General features: G+C 65.6%; 16 protein-coding genes and 1 riboswitch. Of the genes, 10 read left to right on the top strand and 6 right to left on the bottom strand.

The window, feature by feature from the left end:
* Position 1: 1 nt before the first annotated feature.
* The 3 genes from GGR40_RS15120 to GGR40_RS15130 all read left to right on the top strand — a co-directional run bounded on the left by GGR40_RS15120 (position 2) and on the right by GGR40_RS15130 (position 1799).
* Positions 2-595, top strand: a complete 594-nt coding sequence (locus tag GGR40_RS15120) for an LOG family protein (RefSeq protein ID WP_429277086.1) — start codon at positions 2-4, stop codon at positions 593-595.
* A gap of 21 nt (positions 596-616) precedes the next feature.
* Positions 617-1561: a phytoene/squalene synthase family protein gene (locus tag GGR40_RS15125; RefSeq protein WP_429277087.1), complete on the top strand. Its 945-nt coding sequence runs from the start codon at positions 617-619 to the stop codon at positions 1559-1561.
* A gap of 91 nt (positions 1562-1652) precedes the next feature.
* Positions 1653-1799 (top strand): lmo0937 family membrane protein, encoded by a 147-nt coding sequence (locus GGR40_RS15130; protein WP_008829807.1) that lies wholly within the window; start codon positions 1653-1655, stop codon positions 1797-1799.
* 31 nt (positions 1800-1830) lie between these two features.
* Here GGR40_RS15130 and GGR40_RS15135 read toward each other — a convergent pair whose 3' ends face one another.
* Entirely contained in the window at positions 1831-3096 is a 1266-nt protein-coding gene (locus tag GGR40_RS15135) for a multidrug effflux MFS transporter (protein ID WP_429277088.1), read from the bottom strand.
* Between the two features lie 104 nt (positions 3097-3200).
* Here GGR40_RS15135 and dinB point away from each other — a divergent pair, with 104 nt between their 5' ends.
* The 5 genes from dinB to GGR40_RS15160 all read left to right on the top strand — a co-directional run bounded on the left by dinB (position 3201) and on the right by GGR40_RS15160 (position 6162).
* Entirely contained in the window at positions 3201-4319 is a 1119-nt protein-coding gene (gene dinB, locus GGR40_RS15140; protein ID WP_429277089.1) for a DNA polymerase IV, read from the top strand.
* A gap of 86 nt (positions 4320-4405) precedes the next feature.
* Positions 4406-4807: a hypothetical protein gene (locus GGR40_RS15145; protein WP_429277090.1), complete on the top strand. Its 402-nt coding sequence runs from the start codon at positions 4406-4408 to the stop codon at positions 4805-4807.
* A 124-nt stretch (positions 4808-4931) separates the two neighbouring features.
* Positions 4932-5306, top strand: coding sequence for a hypothetical protein (locus GGR40_RS15150; RefSeq protein WP_429277091.1), 375 nt, complete (start codon positions 4932-4934; stop codon positions 5304-5306).
* Positions 5307-5404: 98 nt separating this feature from the next.
* Positions 5405-5947, top strand: a complete 543-nt coding sequence (locus GGR40_RS15155; RefSeq protein WP_429277092.1) for a septal ring lytic transglycosylase RlpA family protein — start codon at positions 5405-5407, stop codon at positions 5945-5947.
* 53 nt (positions 5948-6000) lie between these two features.
* Positions 6001-6162 (top strand): hypothetical protein, encoded by a 162-nt coding sequence (locus GGR40_RS15160; RefSeq protein ID WP_429277093.1) that lies wholly within the window; start codon positions 6001-6003, stop codon positions 6160-6162.
* 42 nt (positions 6163-6204) lie between these two features.
* Here the strand turns inward: GGR40_RS15160 and GGR40_RS15165 are convergent, their stop codons facing one another.
* Positions 6205-8016 carry a TonB-dependent receptor plug domain-containing protein gene (locus GGR40_RS15165; protein WP_429277094.1) on the bottom strand — a complete coding sequence of 604 codons (1812 nt, stop codon included), beginning with the start codon at positions 8014-8016 and terminating at the stop codon, positions 6205-6207.
* A 103-nt stretch (positions 8017-8119) separates the two neighbouring features.
* Positions 8120-8300, bottom strand: a riboswitch (cobalamin riboswitch).
* Positions 8301-8496: 196 nt separating this feature from the next.
* Between GGR40_RS15165 and GGR40_RS15170 the strand changes: the two genes are divergently transcribed.
* Both GGR40_RS15170 and GGR40_RS15175 read left to right on the top strand, forming a co-directional pair.
* Complete coding sequence (locus GGR40_RS15170; RefSeq protein ID WP_429277217.1) at positions 8497-9696, top strand: cell wall hydrolase; 1200 nt, start codon at positions 8497-8499, stop codon at positions 9694-9696.
* Positions 9697-9852: 156 nt separating this feature from the next.
* A complete protein-coding gene (locus tag GGR40_RS15175; RefSeq protein ID WP_429277095.1) occupies positions 9853-10206 on the top strand; it encodes a hypothetical protein in 354 nt (117 codons plus the stop codon).
* A gap of 75 nt (positions 10207-10281) precedes the next feature.
* Here GGR40_RS15175 and lpdA read toward each other — a convergent pair whose 3' ends face one another.
* The 4 genes from lpdA to sucD form a co-directional block, all read right to left on the bottom strand.
* Positions 10282-11679 (bottom strand): dihydrolipoyl dehydrogenase, encoded by a 1398-nt coding sequence (gene lpdA, locus GGR40_RS15180; protein ID WP_429277096.1) that lies wholly within the window; start codon positions 11677-11679, stop codon positions 10282-10284.
* 117 nt (positions 11680-11796) lie between these two features.
* Positions 11797-13038, bottom strand: a complete 1242-nt coding sequence (odhB, locus tag GGR40_RS15185; RefSeq protein WP_429277097.1) for a 2-oxoglutarate dehydrogenase complex dihydrolipoyllysine-residue succinyltransferase — start codon at positions 13036-13038, stop codon at positions 11797-11799.
* A gap of 8 nt (positions 13039-13046) precedes the next feature.
* Positions 13047-15896 (bottom strand): 2-oxoglutarate dehydrogenase E1 component, encoded by a 2850-nt coding sequence (locus GGR40_RS15190; RefSeq protein ID WP_429277218.1) that lies wholly within the window; start codon positions 15894-15896, stop codon positions 13047-13049.
* A 198-nt stretch (positions 15897-16094) separates the two neighbouring features.
* Positions 16095-16985, bottom strand: coding sequence for a succinate--CoA ligase subunit alpha (sucD, locus tag GGR40_RS15195; RefSeq protein WP_429277098.1), 891 nt, complete (start codon positions 16983-16985; stop codon positions 16095-16097).
* Positions 16986-17101: the final 116 nt, after the last annotated feature.

The raw sequence follows: 17101 nt of genomic DNA on the forward strand, positions 1-17101 counted from the left end.
AATGAAGCGCCTCGCCGTCTATTGCGGTTCCGCCACGCCCGCCGATCCCCGCTATGTCCAGCTGGCAGCGGACGTCGGCACCGCGCTGGCCCGGCAGGGCATCGGCGTCGTCTATGGCGGCGGACGTCTGGGCCTGATGGGCGCGGTGGCAGGCGCGGCGCTGGCCGCGGGCGGCGAGTGCATCGGCGTCATCCCCGAAGCATTGACCGGCGCGGGCGGCAAAGGCGGCGAAGTCGCCAACTACGACTGCGAACTGACCATCGTGAAGACCATGCACGAACGCAAGGCCAAGTTCACCGAGCTGTCGGACGGGTTCCTGGTCCTGCCCGGCGGCGTCGGCACGATGGACGAACTGTGGGAAGCGGTCAGCTGGGCGCAGCTGGGCTATCACGACAAGCCCGTCGGCGTCCTCAACAGCTTCGGCTTCTACGACGGCCTGCTGGCTTTCAACCGCCACATGGCCGAAGTCGGCTTCGTCCGCGCCGCCCATCAGGGCATCCTGCTGGCCGAAACCGAGCTGGACCCGCTGCTGGACCGTATGCGCGCGCACCAGCCGATCGTGCCGATCGTCAACATGGACCCGAACACGCTGTGACGATCGTGGCCGGAGCGCGTCATGCCGTTTGATCGCCCGGCCCTGGTCCTTGCGGCGCATAAATCGATCCGGCGCGGGTCGAAGAGCTTTGCCGCCGCCAGCCGCCTGTTCGACCGGACCACGCGGGAACGGGTCTGGCTGCTTTACGCATGGTGCCGGGCCTGCGACGACATCGCGGACGAGCAGGACCACGGCGGCGCCTCCATCCCCGGCGGGCTGGACCCGGACTCGCGCCTTGCCACGATCCGCACGCTGACCGAACTGGCGATCGCAGGGGAAGCCACCGGATCGCCCGCCTTCGATGCGCTGGGCGTGCTGATGCGCGAGACGCCGGTCACGCCCGCCATGGTGGAGGACGTGCTGGCAGGCTTCGCGCTGGATGCCGCCGAATGGCGCCCTCGCAGCGAAGCCGACATGCTGCGCTACTGCTATCACGTCGCCGGGGCAGTCGGTGTGATGATGGCCGCCGTCATGGGCGTACCCGCCGACGACGAGGACACGCTGGACCGCGCCTGCGACCTGGGCCTGGCGTTCCAGCTGGCCAACATCGTGCGCGACGTGTGGGAAGACGACGCCAACGGTCGCTGCTACCTGCCGGTCGAATGGCTGGCAGAGGCGGACATTCCGCCCGGCGAAGTCACCAAGCCGCATTACCGCCACGCTCTGGTGCCGCTGATCGCGCGCGCCTGCGCCATGGCCCGCGGGTACGAGGCTTCCGCCCGCGTCGGCGCCGGCAGGCTGGCGTTCCGGCAGCGCTGGGCGGTCCTGTCCGCCGCCGGGATCTATGGCGGCATCGCCAGCGAAGTGGAACGGCTGGGCGCCCATGCCTGGGACCATCGCGCGCGGGTCAGCACGGCGCGCAAGCTGGCATTCATCGCCGGCGCCTTCATTGACGCACAGCGGTCTGCGCCGCTGGCCGAAAAGCCGGTCCCGTCACGTCGCGAACTGGCGGCGATGGGGCGCTGACGGATTTTTACAAAGAACCGCCGAAACAGTCTGGAAACAATTCCACGAATCCCCGCGTTACTTCCCCACTGACATTTCGGGAGCAACGTCCATGCTATTCACCATCGCCGCGATTCTGATCGTTCTGTGGCTGCTGGGATTCGTCGTCTTTCATGTTTCCAGCGCGCTTATCCACGTCCTGCTGGTGATCGCCATCGTCGTCGGTCTGGTGCAGCTGTTCCGCGGTCGCAGGGTATAGTTCCCCGCGTAGCGCTCCCCGCCGGTAGCCTTCAGTGGCCCACCGGCGGGGGTGCGTTGCGATAGAACCCCGGCGGGTTGAGGCGACGGAACAGGCGCCCCCGTTCGGAATAGAGCACCAGCACCAGCGCGATCAGCCCGCAGATCACCATGGCCGCCATGATCGGGCGCGCCGTTCCGTCATAAGCCTGACCGATCACCGAGCCGAGCACCGCGCCCAGCACCATCCGCACGAACGCCATCACCGATGCCGCCGCCCCCGCGATCCGCGCGAAGGGCTGCAGCGAGATCGACTGGAAGTTCGCCCCGATGAAGCTCAACATGCACATCGACAGCGTCATCAACGGCAGGAACGTCCAGATATCCTCGCCCCGGATCGCCAGTATCAGGTGGATGGCGCCCAGCCCGATATAGCCCAGCAAGGCTGCATGCGACACGCGCCGCGCCCCGAACCGTTCGACGATGCGGGCATTGGCGAAGTTGGTGCAGGCCATGACCAGCGCCATGCAGCCGAAGATCACCGGGAACCACGTCCCCGCGCGGAAGTGCTCGCCCACCAGCTGCTGCGCGCTGTTGATGTAGCCGAACAGCGCGCCCTGCACGAAAGCGGCGCCGAGGAAATAGCCGATCGCCGCACGTTCGCGCAGCGCCAGCCCCATGTTGCGCGCGATGACGCCCAGCTGCACCGGCTGGCGATATTCCTGATGCAGGGTCTCGGGCAGTCGCAACCACGCCCAGCCGAACACCAGCGTCGCCAGGACGCCCATGATGCCAAAGATCCACCGCCATCCCGCGAACAGCAGCACCGTCTGGCCCACCATCGGCGCCACCATCGGCACGACCATGAAAGTCATCGCGATCAGCGACTGGCTGCGGGCCATGCGGTCGCCGTCGAAGCGGTCGCGCAGGATCGTCATCGGCATGACGATCATCGCCGACGTCACGAACCCCATCACCCCGCGCGCGATCAGCAGAAGTTCGAAGCTGGCCGAAACCGCGCAGACCACCGAAAGCAGCACGTAAGTGGTGATCGCCGTCAGGACGACGGGCCGCCGCCCGAACCTGTCTGCCAGTGCGCCCGGAAACAGCGAGCCCAGCCCCGAGCAGATCAGGAACACGCCGACGATCAGCTGCCGCTGGTTAGGATCGGTAAGCTGCAGGTCGCGGCTGATCGCGCCCAGTGCGGGAAGCATGACATCGATCGCCAGTGCCTGAAGCGCCTGGAACGATGCCATCATCACGACGAATTCGAGTTCTCCCATCGGGAACTTGGATGTGCGGGACTCGGGGGAGGTCATGCCCCGGCGAATGACGCACTTGGCAAGGGTTTGCCAGCTAAATCCGCTCTCTCCCCGTCATGCAACCATGGTGCATCCGCCATACCTTGCCCTATATCAGGCTGATGGCCAGGCAGGACGGACACGGGGAGGAGCAGGAGGCCGACGGCCTGCGCAAGATCATCCACGTCGACATGGACGCCTTCTACGCCAGCGTCGAACAGCGCGACGATCCTTCGTTGAAGGGTCTGCCTGTGGCGGTGGGCGGCTCCTCGGGTCGGGGCGTGGTCGCTGCCGCCAGCTACGAGGCGCGGCGCTTCGGCGTGCGATCGGCGATGCCGTCGGCCCGCGCGGTACGGCTGTGCCCCGATCTGGTATTCCGCAAGCCACGATTCGATGTCTACCGCGAGGTCAGCCGCCAGATCCGCGCCATCTTCCTGGATTACACGCCGCATGTCGAACCGTTGTCGCTCGACGAGGCCTATCTGGATGTCACCGCGGACCTCAAGGGCATCGGTTCCGCCACGCGGATTGCACAGGAAATCCGCCGCCGGATCAAGACCGACACACAGCTCACCGCCAGCGCTGGGGTATCGTACAACAAGTTCCTCGCCAAGCTCGCCAGCGACCAGAATAAGCCCGACGGTTTATGCGTGATCCGTCCCGGCGAAGGCGCGCAGTTCGTGGCAGCGCTGCCGGTGCGGCGTTTCCACGGCGTCGGTCCGCGCGGTGCCGAGAAGATGGCACGGCTAGGCATCGAAACCGGGGCTGACCTTGCCACCCGCGACCTTGCTTTTCTGCGCGCTCATTTCGGCAGCTTTGCCGAATACCTGTTCCGCGCGGCGCGGGGGGTGGATCTGCGGCAGGTGCGCGCCGACAGGCCGCGAAAGTCGGTGGGCGGCGAACGCACTTTCTTCGAGAACATCGAAGATCCGGCAGCTTTACGCGAAACGATGGACCATATTGTCGATGTCGTCTGGGATCGCATCAAAGGATCGAAGGCGAGAGGCCGAACAGTGACGCTGAAGCTGCGCTACGCCGATTTCCAGACGCTGACCCGCGCCCGTTCGCTGCACCATTTCGTCGCCGACAAGGCCGAGTTTGCCGCCATCGGCCATGCTCTGCTGGCAGAGCAGCTGCCCCTGCCCCAGCCGATCCGCCTGATGGGCCTGACCCTGTCAGCGCTGGAACGCCACGAAGCCGACGTTCCGCGCGCCCGCGATGGTCAGCTGTCGCTTCTCTAGCGGCAGGCCGGGGCGCGGGCGGGACCGGCGGCGCAACGACGCAGCGGCCATGCGGGTTTCCTTTCCAAACCAGAAGGAGACAGTTCATGCGCCGCATTCCCTGCATCCTTGCCCTTGCCGTCCTGGCCCCGGCTGCACCGGCCTTGTCAGCTGCGCCGCAGGATGCGCAGGCAATATCTTCCATGCCCGAAGCCGGTGACCCTGAAGCGGCCCGCCGCATGTTGAATGCCGAGCAGGCCGATCGCGCCCGCCAGCAGGCCGCTGACAACGTCGCGCGGGCACAACGCTATGACGCGCAGCTTGTCGGCAACGAACTGGAAGCCGAACACAACGCCTCCGTTTACGAGCGCACATTGCAACAGCACGACCTCGCGGTGGATACCTATCGCGCCGAGCGGAAGCAGTGGGAAGTGCGCAACCCCGCATGCTGGAAGGGCAACGCGGTCAAGTGCCCTGCCGAGCCGCCCGTTCCCGCCAGCGGCAGCTGACCACGTAGCGGCGGCACTCGGCCCGTCGCACCGCTCATCGCATTGAAATTGCATCCCCTGCCCGATCGGCGCACAGAGCGCGGATCGGGCTGACGGCAATTGCGCCCCGGGGGAATGCACAAGCATGAGGGTTTCACGTAAGTTCTGCGTCGTCGCAGCCGTTTCCTGCGCATGGAGCGCGCCGCTTCTGGCAGACGATCCGCGCGATCCGACCATGACGCCGGAGGCCATCGCGCGCGACCGGGCGACCATCCGCCGCCTCAACCGCGAGCAGCTTGAATACGTGCAACGCCGCGATGCCGGTTATGCCCGAGGCTGGCGCGCCGCCGCTGAAGCGCGCGCCGCGCGGTCGCAAGCGTCCGACAATGACGCAGATTACGCCGACATGCACGCCGACTATGCCGAACAGCGCCGCCGCTACGATCGAGCCGTAAGGGACTGGCAGGACGATGTGGCCGCTTGCCGGGCGGGCTATTACGATCGTTGCGACCGGCGATAGAAGCGTCCTTGTGGACAGGCTGATTGCCGGGGTTGGGCGTCGTATCGCACGGCGCTAGTCCTGCGGTTATGCCAAGCATACCGCGCCTCCTGCTGACCATGGCCCTTGCCTCCGTCCTGTCGGCGTGTGGCGGCAGTGGCGGATACCGGCCCGTCAGCGACGTGCCCGTCCGCATCGGTCCGCCTTACAAGGTGCGCGGCACGACTTACACTCCCGCCGCCCAGCCGGGCTATGACGTACTGGGCTATGCGACGTGGTACGGCTCTGAAAGCGGCAACCGCGTCGCCAACGGGGAACGGTTCCGTCCAAACTGGATCACTGGCGCGCACACTACCCTGCCCCTCCCCGCGTACGTCGAGGTGACATCTCTCGATACCGGGCGGCGGATCGTCGTCCGCATCAACGACCGCGGCCCTTTTGGCGAAAGCGCCCGCATCATCGATCTGTCGAAAGGCGCGGCCGAACTGCTGGGCATCCGGGCCAAGGGCAAGGCCGCCGTCCGCGTCCGCGTGGTGGAGCCACCGGAAAAGGATCGCGCCGCCTTGCGAAAAGGCAAACCCGCCGCCACGCTTCCTCCGATTCCCGCGCAGACGCTCGCCAATCTTCAGGGCCAGTTCGCGCGCGGGGTCGGAACCCGCTGACGCCAGGAACCAAACCGCGCCCTTTCGCGTTTCCTCTCCAAAGGAGAGAGATCATGACAATCGGCGCCGAAATCCCGTTCCGTCGCAGCAGGTTTGCACGCGCAACCGGTTCGCTCATCTTCGACCGTCAGCGGGACGACCGCCTGCGCGAAGCCCGCCAGAACGAAGAACCGATGCGGGTATGGTCCGGCAAGGGCCAATTCGTACCTGGCTGAACCCGGTGCGAAGGGGCGACCTCTGCGGCCGCCCCGCCCCGATTACAGCTTTACGCGCACCCCGGCATAAGCCGAACGGCCCGGCGTGCCGTAGCGGCGCACTTCCTCGTAATGCGCGTCGAACAGGTTCTCCACGCGGCCATAGACCTCGATCATCGGCGTCACCGCGAAAGCCGCGCGAACACCGACAACGAGGTTACCATCGACATACTGCGTGTTCGCCGTATCGTCGTAACGTCCGCCGCCAACGCGCAGGTCCGCACCCAGCTTCAGGCCCAGATCCCACCCCTTGTCGAGGCTTGCGTAGAGGTTGCTCTGCGGTCGCCGGGCCAGTCGCGTTCCGGTGATGGTGTTGCGCGCGTCCAGATAGGTATAGGCAAGGTTCAGGTCGAAGCCCTGCCAGTTCATCACCTGCATGCCCAGTTCCAGCCCCTGCGCACGGGCCTTGCCGACGTTGTAGTAGTTGAAACTGGCCAGATCGTAATCGATGAGATTGCGGGTACGGCGGTCGAAATACGTCAGCGTGAACCGCCCCATGCCCGCGGCAAACGGCTGTTCCACGCCGACGTCCCAGCTCCTTGAGGTTTCAGGGTCGAGCGAACGGAACCCGGCGTTGGTGTAGAGCTGATACAGCGACGGAGCCTTGAACCCCTCTCCATAACTGGCCCGCAGGATCGGCGCGTCCGCTCCGGTACCGATCACCCACGCACCATTGGCCGCGAACGTCGTCCTGTCGCCGAAATCGGAATTGTCGTCATATCGCAGGCCACCGTTCAGGGTCAGGCCCGCAAGCGGATGCACCGTCAGGTTGGCGAAGAGGCTGTCGATGCGGGTCGAGTCTCTGGACCCGAAGTTGTCGTCGAACTTCTGCTTTTCGGTCTCGCCCCCCACCAGGATCGAGGCCGCCTCGATCGGCGCGAAGCTGGCCTGCCCTTCGAACCGTTCGGCACGGCCATTCGTGATGTAGGGACCGAACACGGCATCGTCTGAGATGCGGCGGCTGTCGTTCAGGCCATACCCCACGCGGGCGTTGAGCCGTCCGTCCAGCCCGGCATAGCGCAGGTTCGCATAGCCCAGCGTGTCCCGCTTCATACCCACGTTCAGCGCATCGGCGCCGGTATTGTCGTAATCGTAGTTGGCCTTGGTATAGAACCCGCCCGCATCGGCGGAGAGGCCCGGCGCAAGTTCGATGGAGGCGCGGGCATTGGCGCCTTTGCTTTCGAACCCGTCCTTCTCCGTCGCACCGCGCCGCTCGTTGAAGGCGGAAAATCCATGGCCTTTCATCCAGTTGCCGCCAAGCGTCAGGCCGACCGGACCGACCAGACCCGCCGCCGATACGCTGGCTTGCCGACGGTCGCGCCAGCCGTATTCCGCCTGGCCGCGCGCGGTCCACTCTTCGGTGGGGCGAGCGGTGATGAGGTTGATGACGCCGCCGACGGCACGGCTGCCCCACAGAACGCCCGACGATCCACGTACCACTTCCACACGGTCGAACTGGCCGATGGGCAGCGTGCCGAAATCGAACCCGCCGCCGACATCGCCCGGATCGTTGATGCGCACGCCGTCGATCAGCACCAGCGACTGGGCATTTTCCGCGCCCCGCACGAAGACGCTGGCAGGCTGGCCGAAGCCGCCGGACTGCACCGTGGACACACCGGGAAGACGGGCAAGGACATCGGTGGCCGTGGTGGCCTGCGTCCGCTCGATCTCGTCACGCGTAATGACGCTGACGGACTGTCCGACCTGGGTGACAGGTGTGGGTTCGCGCAGAGCGGTGACGACGATGCCGTCGTCGTCCGCCAAGGCAGGTGTGCTCACGGCAAGCGCGGTGCCGAGCAGAAACAGGTACTTCATCGCGGTATTCCTCCAGACCCTGAACGTCATTGCCGTTCATGGCGGAAGGTGCGCGCGGTATTGCCGCCACGAACCCGCTGCACCCGGAACACCCCGTCCGGCTGCGGAACGACTGTCGTGGGCAGGTCTCCTGGCTTCCGGATCTGCGGTGCGCGTTCCGCCTTCCCGGCCATGGGCCAGTGGCATGGTGGAAGCGCCCTCCCCGGTCACAGTTGCGGGGACAGCGCCGGCATTCGCAGCCGGCTTCCCTCTTCGGCCCTCTTCGGGCACCCATGACGTGAGGGCGCGGATACCGGCGGGCGTGCGGCTTGGCAAGCAAGCGATGGATTGCTCCAATTCCAAGTAAATCTTAAGGGCTTCAGGATATAGGCTCCTCCTGTGCCGCAACGGGACGCCGCCGAATGCCCGGATGCAACAGGCAGGCGCACCGGCTAGGCCGTTGCTGCACTCTTGCGCTCGACAGGATTCCCATTGACCGCAATGCTCATCCACCCCGAACAGGACGCCGCCCCGGCGCCCGCGGTGGATTCGGGCATCGATCAGCGGTTTCCCGCGACGGCCCAGCGACCGCGTGACTTTTCCGCGCGCTATCCGCGCAAGGCACCCGGCATCGGCCATCGCCCCATCGTGCTTCGCCGCCGCTGGACCCTTGCTGTCACCGCGCTGGCCGCCGTCGCCCTGCCTGCGTTCGCTGCGCCCGAAGGATGGGGCAGCTTCGCCATCGCCGATGCCACGCCGCAAGACAGTGACGCCCTGCCGATGCCTTTCGAGCAGACAGGTGCCAGCTTCCCGGGCTCGGCCTTCTATTACCTTGAGACCGAGAAACACCCGCTGCAGGTCGGCGAAGGCATTCGATCCGATGCGGATGACCGTGTTTCCGGCCCCTTGTCCGTTGCAAGACCGCTTTACATCGACAATTCGGGCGTTGATCGCACGCGCGCGCTGCAGTGCATGACCGCCGCGATCTATTACGAGGCCGCCAGCGAATCCGACGCCGGACAGCGCGCGGTGGCGCAGGTGGTGCTGAACCGTGTCGCACATCCGGCCTATCCCAATACGGTCTGCGGCGTCGTCTATCAGGGATCCGAGCGCTCGACCGGCTGCCAGTTCTCTTTTACCTGCGACGGATCGCTGGCCCGCCGCCCGCAGCGAATGTTCTGGGAACGTGCGGAGAATGTTGCCCGCGCTGCGCTGGCGGGTTATGTCTACGCGCCGGTAGGCCTCGCCACGCACTACCACACGGTTCAGGTCAGCCCGTACTGGGCACCCAGCCTCCAATACCTCAGCACCATCGGTGCCCACCGCTTCTACGCGTTTCGTGGCGCCGCCGGCAGCCCCGCCACTTTCCGCTTCGCCTATCTGGGCGGAGAGCCGATGGCAGCCCCGCACCGCCGTGACGACACCGTCGACGCCGCAGCAGCCGCCGCCGTGCTCGATCCGCTGGCGGTGCAGCGTGCCTTCGCGGCGACGCAGCCTTCCACGCCCATGCCGACCAGCCCCGACCCGGTAGCGGCGATGACCCCTTCAGCAACCGCACCCACGTATTCCGCCGAAGTGCAGCAGCGTGGCGGCGACACCCTGTATCGTGCGCGCAATCTGCCCGCATCTCAGGGCATCCGGGCAGAGTACGCGAACTCGGGCCGCTGGCTAGCCGATGCCCCCGCCAAGCCCGCCGATTGAAGATAATCGATTGCACCGCTGCACCTTGGGGAATATCCCTAAGGTATATCATAAAAGCTTTGGAAACCACGTCCTCTCATGATGCCTTAGCGCCCTTGGGGGTATGACTGCTGGCAACACGTCGCCCCCCGATCGAACAAGAGAGTATCCGCAACCATGACCATCCGCTTCGCCGCCGCCATGAACGGGACGATGCCGGCCATAGCCGGAGTGCTCTGCACCGGCGCGCCGCTGGGCGCGGCCAATGACAATCATGCGTACCTTCGCAGCACCTTGCGGACGATTGCAGCCGAAGTGCCCGCGCTCGCCACCCCTGCGATCGATGCAGGCATTGCCGAAGCTCTGATGCATTTCGCCCGCCACGGCCTGTCTTCCGCCGACCAGGCCCGGGCCGAAGCGGAAGCCGCTCATGCCCGTGGAGACATGGCCGAACGGGCACGCTGGCTCGGCATCTGCGGCCATCTGGACCGCCGCATGGCCGCTGCCGTGAAACGCCGCCTTACGCTCTGAACCGCTCGACGCGGACATGGAAAAAGGGCCGGCGCTTGCGCACCGGCCCTTTTCATATGCCTGTGATAAGGCCGATCAGATGTGGATCGGCTTGCCGGTGACGGCCATTGCCGCTTCCTTGATCGCTTCGGAATGCGTCGGATGCGCGTGGCAGGTATACGCAATGTCTTCCGACGTCGCGCCGAACTCCATTGCCTGCGCCGCCTGACCGATCATCGTGCCCGCCACTGAAGCGATGCACCACACGCCGAGCACGCGGTCCGTCTCGGCATCGGCGATGACCTTAACGAAGCCATCCGGCTCGTGGTTGGTCTTTGCGCGCGAGTTAGCCAGCATCGGGAACTTGCCGACCTTGATCGCGCCGCGCTCCTTGGCAGCTTCCTCGGTCAGGCCCACGCCCGCGATTTCGGGCTGGGTGTAGACCACGCCGGGGATGACATCGTGGTTCACGATGCCGGTCAGCCCTGCGATGTTCTCGGCAACGGCGATGCCTTCGTCTTCGGCCTTGTGCGCCAGCATCGGGCCGGGGATCACGTCGCCGATGGCCCAGACGCCGTCCACCTTGGTGGCGAAGTCATGGTCGGTTTCGATCTGGCTGCGCTGGTTCAGCTCAAGGCCGATCTTGTCGAGGCCCAGACCCTCGGTGTTCGGCTTGCGGCCGATCGACACGAGCACCACGTCCGCCTCGATCACTTCCGCATCGCCGCCCGCGGCAGGCTCGACGGTGACCTTGGCGCTCTTGCCTTCAACAGTCACGCCGGTGACCTTGGTGCCCAGCTTCAGGGTCATGCCCTGCTTCTTGAAGATCTTGGCGGCTTCCTTGCGCACGTCGCCGTCCATGCCGGGCAGCAACTGGTCGAGGAACTCGACCACAGTCACTTCCGCGCCGAGACGACGCCACACCGAACCCAGTTCCAGGCCGATCACGCCGCCGCCGATCACGACCATCTTCTTCGGCACCGAAGCCAGTTCCAGCGCGCCAGTGGAGTCGACCACCACGCCGCCTTCGTTGTCGATCTCGACGCCGGGCAGCGGCGTGACCGACGAACCGGTGGCAATGACGATGTTCTTGGCAGTGACGGTCTTGCCCGCCACTTCAACGCTGTGCGCGTCCTTGAACTGGGCGTAACCCTTCAGCCAGTCGACCTTGTTCTTCTTGAACAGGTATTCGATGCCGCCGGTCAGGCCCTTAATCGCGTCAACGCGCTGACTCTGCATGGTGGGCAGGTCAAGCTCGGGCGTGACCTTGATGCCCATCGCCGCCATCGCACCGCCCTTGGCGGCTTCGAAGTATTCCGAAGCGTGCAGCAGCGCCTTCGACGGGATGCAGCCGACGTTGAGGCAGGTTCCGCCCAGCGTCTCGCGCCCTTCGGCGCAGGCAGTCTTCAGGCCCAGCTGTGCCGCGCGGATCGCCGCGACATAACCGCCGGGGCCGGCACCGATGACAAGGACGTCGTAGTCGTAATCAGCCATTTCAAGGCCTCCTCACGCTCGTGTTTCGCACACAACAGACACGAGCGGTAATTAATCGTTTCAGCGCAAGTGAAAACCCCGCCCGACCTTATCGGGGGCGGGCGGGGCTTTCTGGTCTCAGAGGTCGATCAGGAGACGCGTGGGATCCTCGATCGCTTCCTTGATGGTCTTGAGCGCGGTGACCGCCTCGCGACCGTCGATGATGCGGTGATCGTAGGACAGCGCGATGTACATCATCGGGCGGATCACGATCTCGCCGTTACGCACCACGGCGCGGTCCTCGATGCGGTGAAGGCCCAACACCGCCGACTGCGGCGGGTTGATGATCGGGGTGGACATGAGCCCACCGAACACACCGCCGTTCGAGATGGTGAAGGTGCCGCCCGCCATGTCGGCCATGGTCAGCGTGCCTTCCTTCGCCTTCTTGCCGAAGTTCGCGATGGCCTTTTCGATCCCGGCGAAGCCCAGCTTGTCGCAGTCCTTCACGACCGGGACGACCAGACCGTTGGGAGCCGAAACGGCAACCGAGATATCGACGTAGTCGTGGTAGACGATCTCGTCGCCGTCGATCTGCGCGTTGACTGCCGGAATGTCCTTCAGCGCCAGGACCGAAGCCTTGGCGAAGAACGACATGAAGCCCAGCTTGATGCCGTGCTTCTTCTGGAACACGTCCTTGTACTTCTCACGCGCTTCGATGACGGCCGACATGTCGACGTCGTTGAAGGTGGTGAGCAGCGCGGCGTTGTCTTGCGCGGACTTCAGGCGCTTGGCGATCGTCTGGCGCAGGCGCGTCATCTTCACGCGCTCTTCGTTGCGCCCGGCAGGTGCAGCGGCAGCGGCGGGAGCCGAAGCGGCAGGAGCAGCCGAAGCCGGCTTGTTCTTGGCAGCCTCAAGGACGTCGTCCTTGGTGATGCGGCCATCCTTGCCGGTGCCCTTGATGGTCGCAGGATCGATGCCGTGCTCCAGGATCGCGCGGCGCACCGCCGGCGACAGGACCGACGAACCTGCCGAGGCTTCCTCTGCCGCCGGGGCCGGCGAAGGCGTCGGGGCCGGATTGGCAGTGGGTGCCGATGCGGCAGCAGCGGGAGCCGCTGCGGCAGGCTTCGCTGCGGCGCCGCCAGCGCCTTCCTCGATCGTCGCGATCAGCGCGCCGACGGTGACGGTGTCACCTTCCTTGGCCAGCTGCTGGCCCAGGACACCGGCGTGCGGCGCCATGACGTCGATCGCAACCTTGTCGGTTTCGAGGCTGGCAATGGGCTCGTCAGCGGCGACGGCTTCGCCGGGCTGCTTCAGCCACTGGCCGATGGTGGCTTCGGCGACGGATTCCCCAAGAACGGGGACCTTGACTTCGGTGGTCATGATTTATCTCAAGCCTTCTGCTTGCGACGGAGTTCGGAACGAACGGAAAGATGCAGCGCATCGGCAACCAGTGCCGCCTGTTCGGCGGTGTGGCGCTTGGCGAGGCCGGTGGCCGGCGAGGCCGAGGCCGAGCGGCCGGCATAGCGGGGACGCGGGGCGGAAACGCCCGCTTCCTTGGCGGCTTCCTCGATCAGAGGCTCGACGAAGAACCACGAGCCGTTGTTCTTCGGCTCTTCCTGGCACCAGACGACCTCTTCAAGTTTCGGCATGCGCGACAGGCGTGCCGCCAGCGGCTCACCCGGGAAGGGATAGAGCTGCTCGAGGCGGATGATCTGGGTATCGTCGATCTCGGCGGCGTCGCGCGCTTCGAGCAGATCGTAGAAGACCTTGCCCGAACACAGCACGACCTTCTTGGTCGCTTCGTCCGCCGAACCGCGGGGGTCGGGGAGGATGCGCTTGAAGTCGCCTTCGAGGAACTCCTGCGCCGAAGACTTGGCCAGCGGATGGCGCAGCAGCGACTTGGGAGTCATGATGACCAGCGGCTTGCGGAACGGACGGCGCATCTGGCGACGCAGGACGTGGAAGTAGTTCGCCGGGCTGGTGATGTTGCAGACCTGGATGTTGTCCTGCGCGCAAAGCTGCAAGTAACGTTCCAGGCGCGCCGACGAGTGCTCCGGCCCCTGGCCTTCATAGCCGTGCGGCAGCAGCATGACGAGGCCGTTCGCACGCAGCCACTTCGACTCCGCCGATGCGACGTACTGGTCGATGACGATCTGCGCGCCATTGGCGAAGTCGCCGAACTGCGCTTCCCACAGCACCAGCGTCTTGGGATCCGCACTGGCGTAGCCGTACTCGAACCCGAGCACGCCGTATTCCGAAAGCGTCGAATCCAGCACCTCGAAGCGACCATGTGGCAGCGTCGTGAGTGCCACGTACTTGTTTTCGTTGGTCTGGTCGGTCCAGACTGCGTGACGCTGCGAGAACGTGCCGCGACCGCAGTCCTGGCCCGACAGACGAACGCCGTAGCCTTCCGAGACGAGGCTGCCGAAGGCCAGCGCCTCCGCCGTGGCCCAGTCGAAGCCCTCGCCCGACTTGAACATCTCTTCCTTGGCAGCGAGCACGCGGGCCAGCGTCTTGTGGACGGTGAAGTCCACAGGGACAGTCGTCAGTGTCCGGCCCAGGCTCTCGAACAGCTTCGGCTCGATCTTGGTCTCGACGTTGCGGCGCGCGGTTTCCGGGTCGGCGGGCTTGTGGAAGCCGCTCCACTGACCGCCGAACCAGTCTGCCTGGTTCGACTTGTAGGTCTTGGCCGCCTCGAACTCTTCCTCCAGATGGGCGGTGAAAGCCGCCTCGGTCTGGGGCAGGAAGGTGTCGTCGATGACGCCCTCGGCCTTCAGCTTGTCACCGTAGATCTTGCTGACCGGCGGGTGCTGGCGGATCTTCTGGTACATCAGCGGCTGCGTGAAGCCGGGCTCGTCGCCCTCGTTGTGGCCGAAGCGGCGGTAGCACCACATGTCGATCACGATGTCGCGGCCAAAGGTCTGGCGATAGTCGATCGCCAGCTTGCACGCGAAGGTCACCGCCGCCGGATCGTCACCGTTGACGTGCAGGATCGGCGCCTGAACGCCCTTGGCGACGTCCGAGGGATACGGCGAGTTGCGCGCGAACTGCGGGCTGGTCGTGAAGCCGATCTGGTTGTTGATGATGAAGTGGATGCAACCGCCGGTGTTGTAGCCCTTCACGCCCGAGAGGCCGAAGCACTCCCAGATGATGCCCTGGCCGGCAAAAGCCGCGTCACCGTGGATGAGCACAGGCAGCACCTGCTTGTGCTTGCCGCCCGGACCGATATCGTCGCCGATGTCGTCCGCGATCTGCTGGTAGGCGCGAACCTTGCCGAGCACGACCGGGTCCACCGTTTCCAGGTGCGACGGGTTCGGCATCAGGCTCATGTGCACCTTGATGCCGTCGAACTCGCGGTCGGCCGAGGTACCCAGGTGGTACTTGACGTCGCCCGAGCCACCCACGTCCTCGGGATTGGCGGTTCCGCCCGAGAATTCGTGGAAGATAACCTTGTAAGGCTTGGCAAGGACGTTCGACAGGACGTTCAGGCGGCCACGGTGGGCCATGCCATAGACGATCTCCTTAACGCCGAGTTGGCCGCCGTACTTGATCACGGCTTCAAGCGCCGGGATCATCGACTCGCCGCCGTCGAGGCCGAAGCGCTTGGTCCCGACGTACTTCTTGCCGAGGAACTTCTCGTACTGCTCGCCGCGGACGACGGCTGCGAGGATCGCCTTCTTGCCTTCGGGCGTGAAGTCGATTTCCTTGTCGGCGCCTTCCATGCGATCCTGCAGGAACCGGCGTTCGTCGGTGTCCGCGATGTGCATGTATTCGAGGCCGACCTTGCCGCAGTAGTTTGCGCGCAGGATCTGCACGATCTCGCGAACGGTCGTCCACTCAAGGCCCAGTGCGCCGCCGACATAGACCTTGCGGTCCTGCGCGGCGCCGGCGAAGCCGTGGTATTCCGGGGTCAGGTCGGCAGGTAGCTTGCGCTGGTTCAAGCCCAGCGGATCGAGGTCCGCCGCGAGGTGCCCGCGCACGCGATAGGTGCGGATCAGCATCATCGCGCGGATAGCGTCCGCCGCCGCTTCGTCGATGCGAGCCTGGTCGGTCGGCGCGCCGCCCTTGGCAGCGGCCTTCTTGATCTCGGCCTTCAGGACGGTGGGATCGAGGCCCTGCGTCCAGTCGTCCTCAGCGTCGCCGCCGACCAGCGGCCAGTTGCCGCGCTGCCAGCTGGGACCGGCCTGAACTTCGTCCAGAGCCGCATCGGGGGTGAAATCGAAACTCTCGTCGCCCATAGGAGTCACCTATCGCCGCGTCGGACGCTTGCCGTCCGGCGTCTTTGGAATGGGCGGGCTGACGGGGCTTTCCGGGGAGGGAGGGCCGCTAGTCCGCTCGGTAATCACGCCGGGACCGAATACCCCTGGCGCGTCATGGTAAGCGCTCCGGGGCGGCACGGTTTCCGAAGAACGCGCCGCCCCGTTGCACCTGTGGTGTCAGGCGAAGGCCTTGATGGCTTCCACCAGGGTCTCACCCAGCAGCGAGGGGCTGGACGAGACCTTGATGCCGGCCTCTTCCATCGCCGCGATCTTGTCCTCGGCGCCGCCCTGGCCGCCCGAGACGATGGCACCTGCGTGGCCCATGCGACGGCCCGGAGGAGCCGTGCGTCCGGCGATGAAGCCCGCCATCGGCTTGCGACGGCCGCGCTTGGCTTCGTCCTTGAGGAACTGGGCCGCTTCTTCTTCGGCCGAACCGCCGATTTCGCCGATCATGATGATCGACTTGGTTTCTTCGTCCGCCAGGAACAGTTCGAGGACGTCGATGAAGTTGGTGCCGTTGACCGGGTCGCCGCCGATGCCGACTGCGGTGGTCTGACCAAGGCCCGCGTTCGTGGTCTGGAACACGGCTTCATAGGTCAGCGTACCCGAGCGCGACACGACGCCGACCGAACCTTCGGAGAAGATGTTGCCGGGCATGATGCCGATCTTGCACTGGTTCGGCGTCAGCACGCCGGGGCAGTTCGGGCCGATCAGGCGCGACTTCGAACCGACAAGCGCGCGCTTCACCGGCACCATGTCGAGGACGGGGATGCCTTCGGTGATGCAGATGATCAGCTCGATTTCAGCGTCGATCGCCTCAAGGATGGCATCGGCGGCACCGAACGGCGGCACGTAGACGCACGATGCGGTGGCGCCTGTGGCCGCCTTGGCTTCGTGGACCGAGTTGAACTGGGGCAGACCGAGGTGCTCGGTGCCGCCCTTGCCGGGGGTCACGCCCGCGACCATCTGCGTGCCGTAATCCAGCGCAGCCTGGGTGTGGAAGCTACCGGTGGCGCCGGTCATACCCTGGGTGATGACCTTGGTGTTCTTGTTAACGAGGATCGACATCGGTTTTCCTGTTCCTGATCGTGGAAGCAGCCGGAGAAGGCCGGGAGAGTTCCAAGAAACTGTTTTGCCCTCCTGCCACCTGCAATCGCGACAGGCAGCGGGAGGGCGGATATTCA

This window comes from Novosphingobium gossypii (assembly GCF_050433305.1).
Taxonomy (GTDB): Bacteria; Pseudomonadota; Alphaproteobacteria; order Sphingomonadales; family Sphingomonadaceae; genus Novosphingobium; species Novosphingobium gossypii.

Excerpts from the sequence above, each read along its gene's own strand:
- GGR40_RS15120 (WP_429277086.1), top strand. The coding sequence starts at position 2 with ATGAAGCGCCTCGCCGTCTATTGCGGTTCCGCCACGCCCGCCGATCCC.
- GGR40_RS15125 (WP_429277087.1), top strand. The coding sequence starts at position 617 with ATGCCGTTTGATCGCCCGGCCCTGGTCCTTGCGGCGCATAAATCGATC.
- GGR40_RS15130 (WP_008829807.1), top strand. The coding sequence starts at position 1,653 with ATGCTATTCACCATCGCCGCGATTCTGATCGTTCTGTGGCTGCTGGGA.
- GGR40_RS15135 (WP_429277088.1), bottom strand. The coding sequence starts at position 3,096 with ATGACCTCCCCCGAGTCCCGCACATCCAAGTTCCCGATGGGAGAACTC.
- dinB (WP_429277089.1), top strand. The coding sequence starts at position 3,201 with ATGGCCAGGCAGGACGGACACGGGGAGGAGCAGGAGGCCGACGGCCTG.
- GGR40_RS15145 (WP_429277090.1), top strand. The coding sequence starts at position 4,406 with ATGCGCCGCATTCCCTGCATCCTTGCCCTTGCCGTCCTGGCCCCGGCT.
- GGR40_RS15150 (WP_429277091.1), top strand. The coding sequence starts at position 4,932 with ATGAGGGTTTCACGTAAGTTCTGCGTCGTCGCAGCCGTTTCCTGCGCA.
- GGR40_RS15155 (WP_429277092.1), top strand. The coding sequence starts at position 5,405 with ATGGCCCTTGCCTCCGTCCTGTCGGCGTGTGGCGGCAGTGGCGGATAC.
- GGR40_RS15160 (WP_429277093.1), top strand. The coding sequence starts at position 6,001 with ATGACAATCGGCGCCGAAATCCCGTTCCGTCGCAGCAGGTTTGCACGC.
- GGR40_RS15165 (WP_429277094.1), bottom strand. The coding sequence starts at position 8,016 with ATGAAGTACCTGTTTCTGCTCGGCACCGCGCTTGCCGTGAGCACACCT.
- GGR40_RS15170 (WP_429277217.1), top strand. The coding sequence starts at position 8,497 with ATGCTCATCCACCCCGAACAGGACGCCGCCCCGGCGCCCGCGGTGGAT.
- GGR40_RS15175 (WP_429277095.1), top strand. The coding sequence starts at position 9,853 with ATGACCATCCGCTTCGCCGCCGCCATGAACGGGACGATGCCGGCCATA.
- lpdA (WP_429277096.1), bottom strand. The coding sequence starts at position 11,679 with ATGGCTGATTACGACTACGACGTCCTTGTCATCGGTGCCGGCCCCGGC.
- odhB (WP_429277097.1), bottom strand. The coding sequence starts at position 13,038 with ATGACCACCGAAGTCAAGGTCCCCGTTCTTGGGGAATCCGTCGCCGAA.
- GGR40_RS15190 (WP_429277218.1), bottom strand. The coding sequence starts at position 15,896 with ATGGGCGACGAGAGTTTCGATTTCACCCCCGATGCGGCTCTGGACGAA.
- sucD (WP_429277098.1), bottom strand. The coding sequence starts at position 16,985 with ATGTCGATCCTCGTTAACAAGAACACCAAGGTCATCACCCAGGGTATG.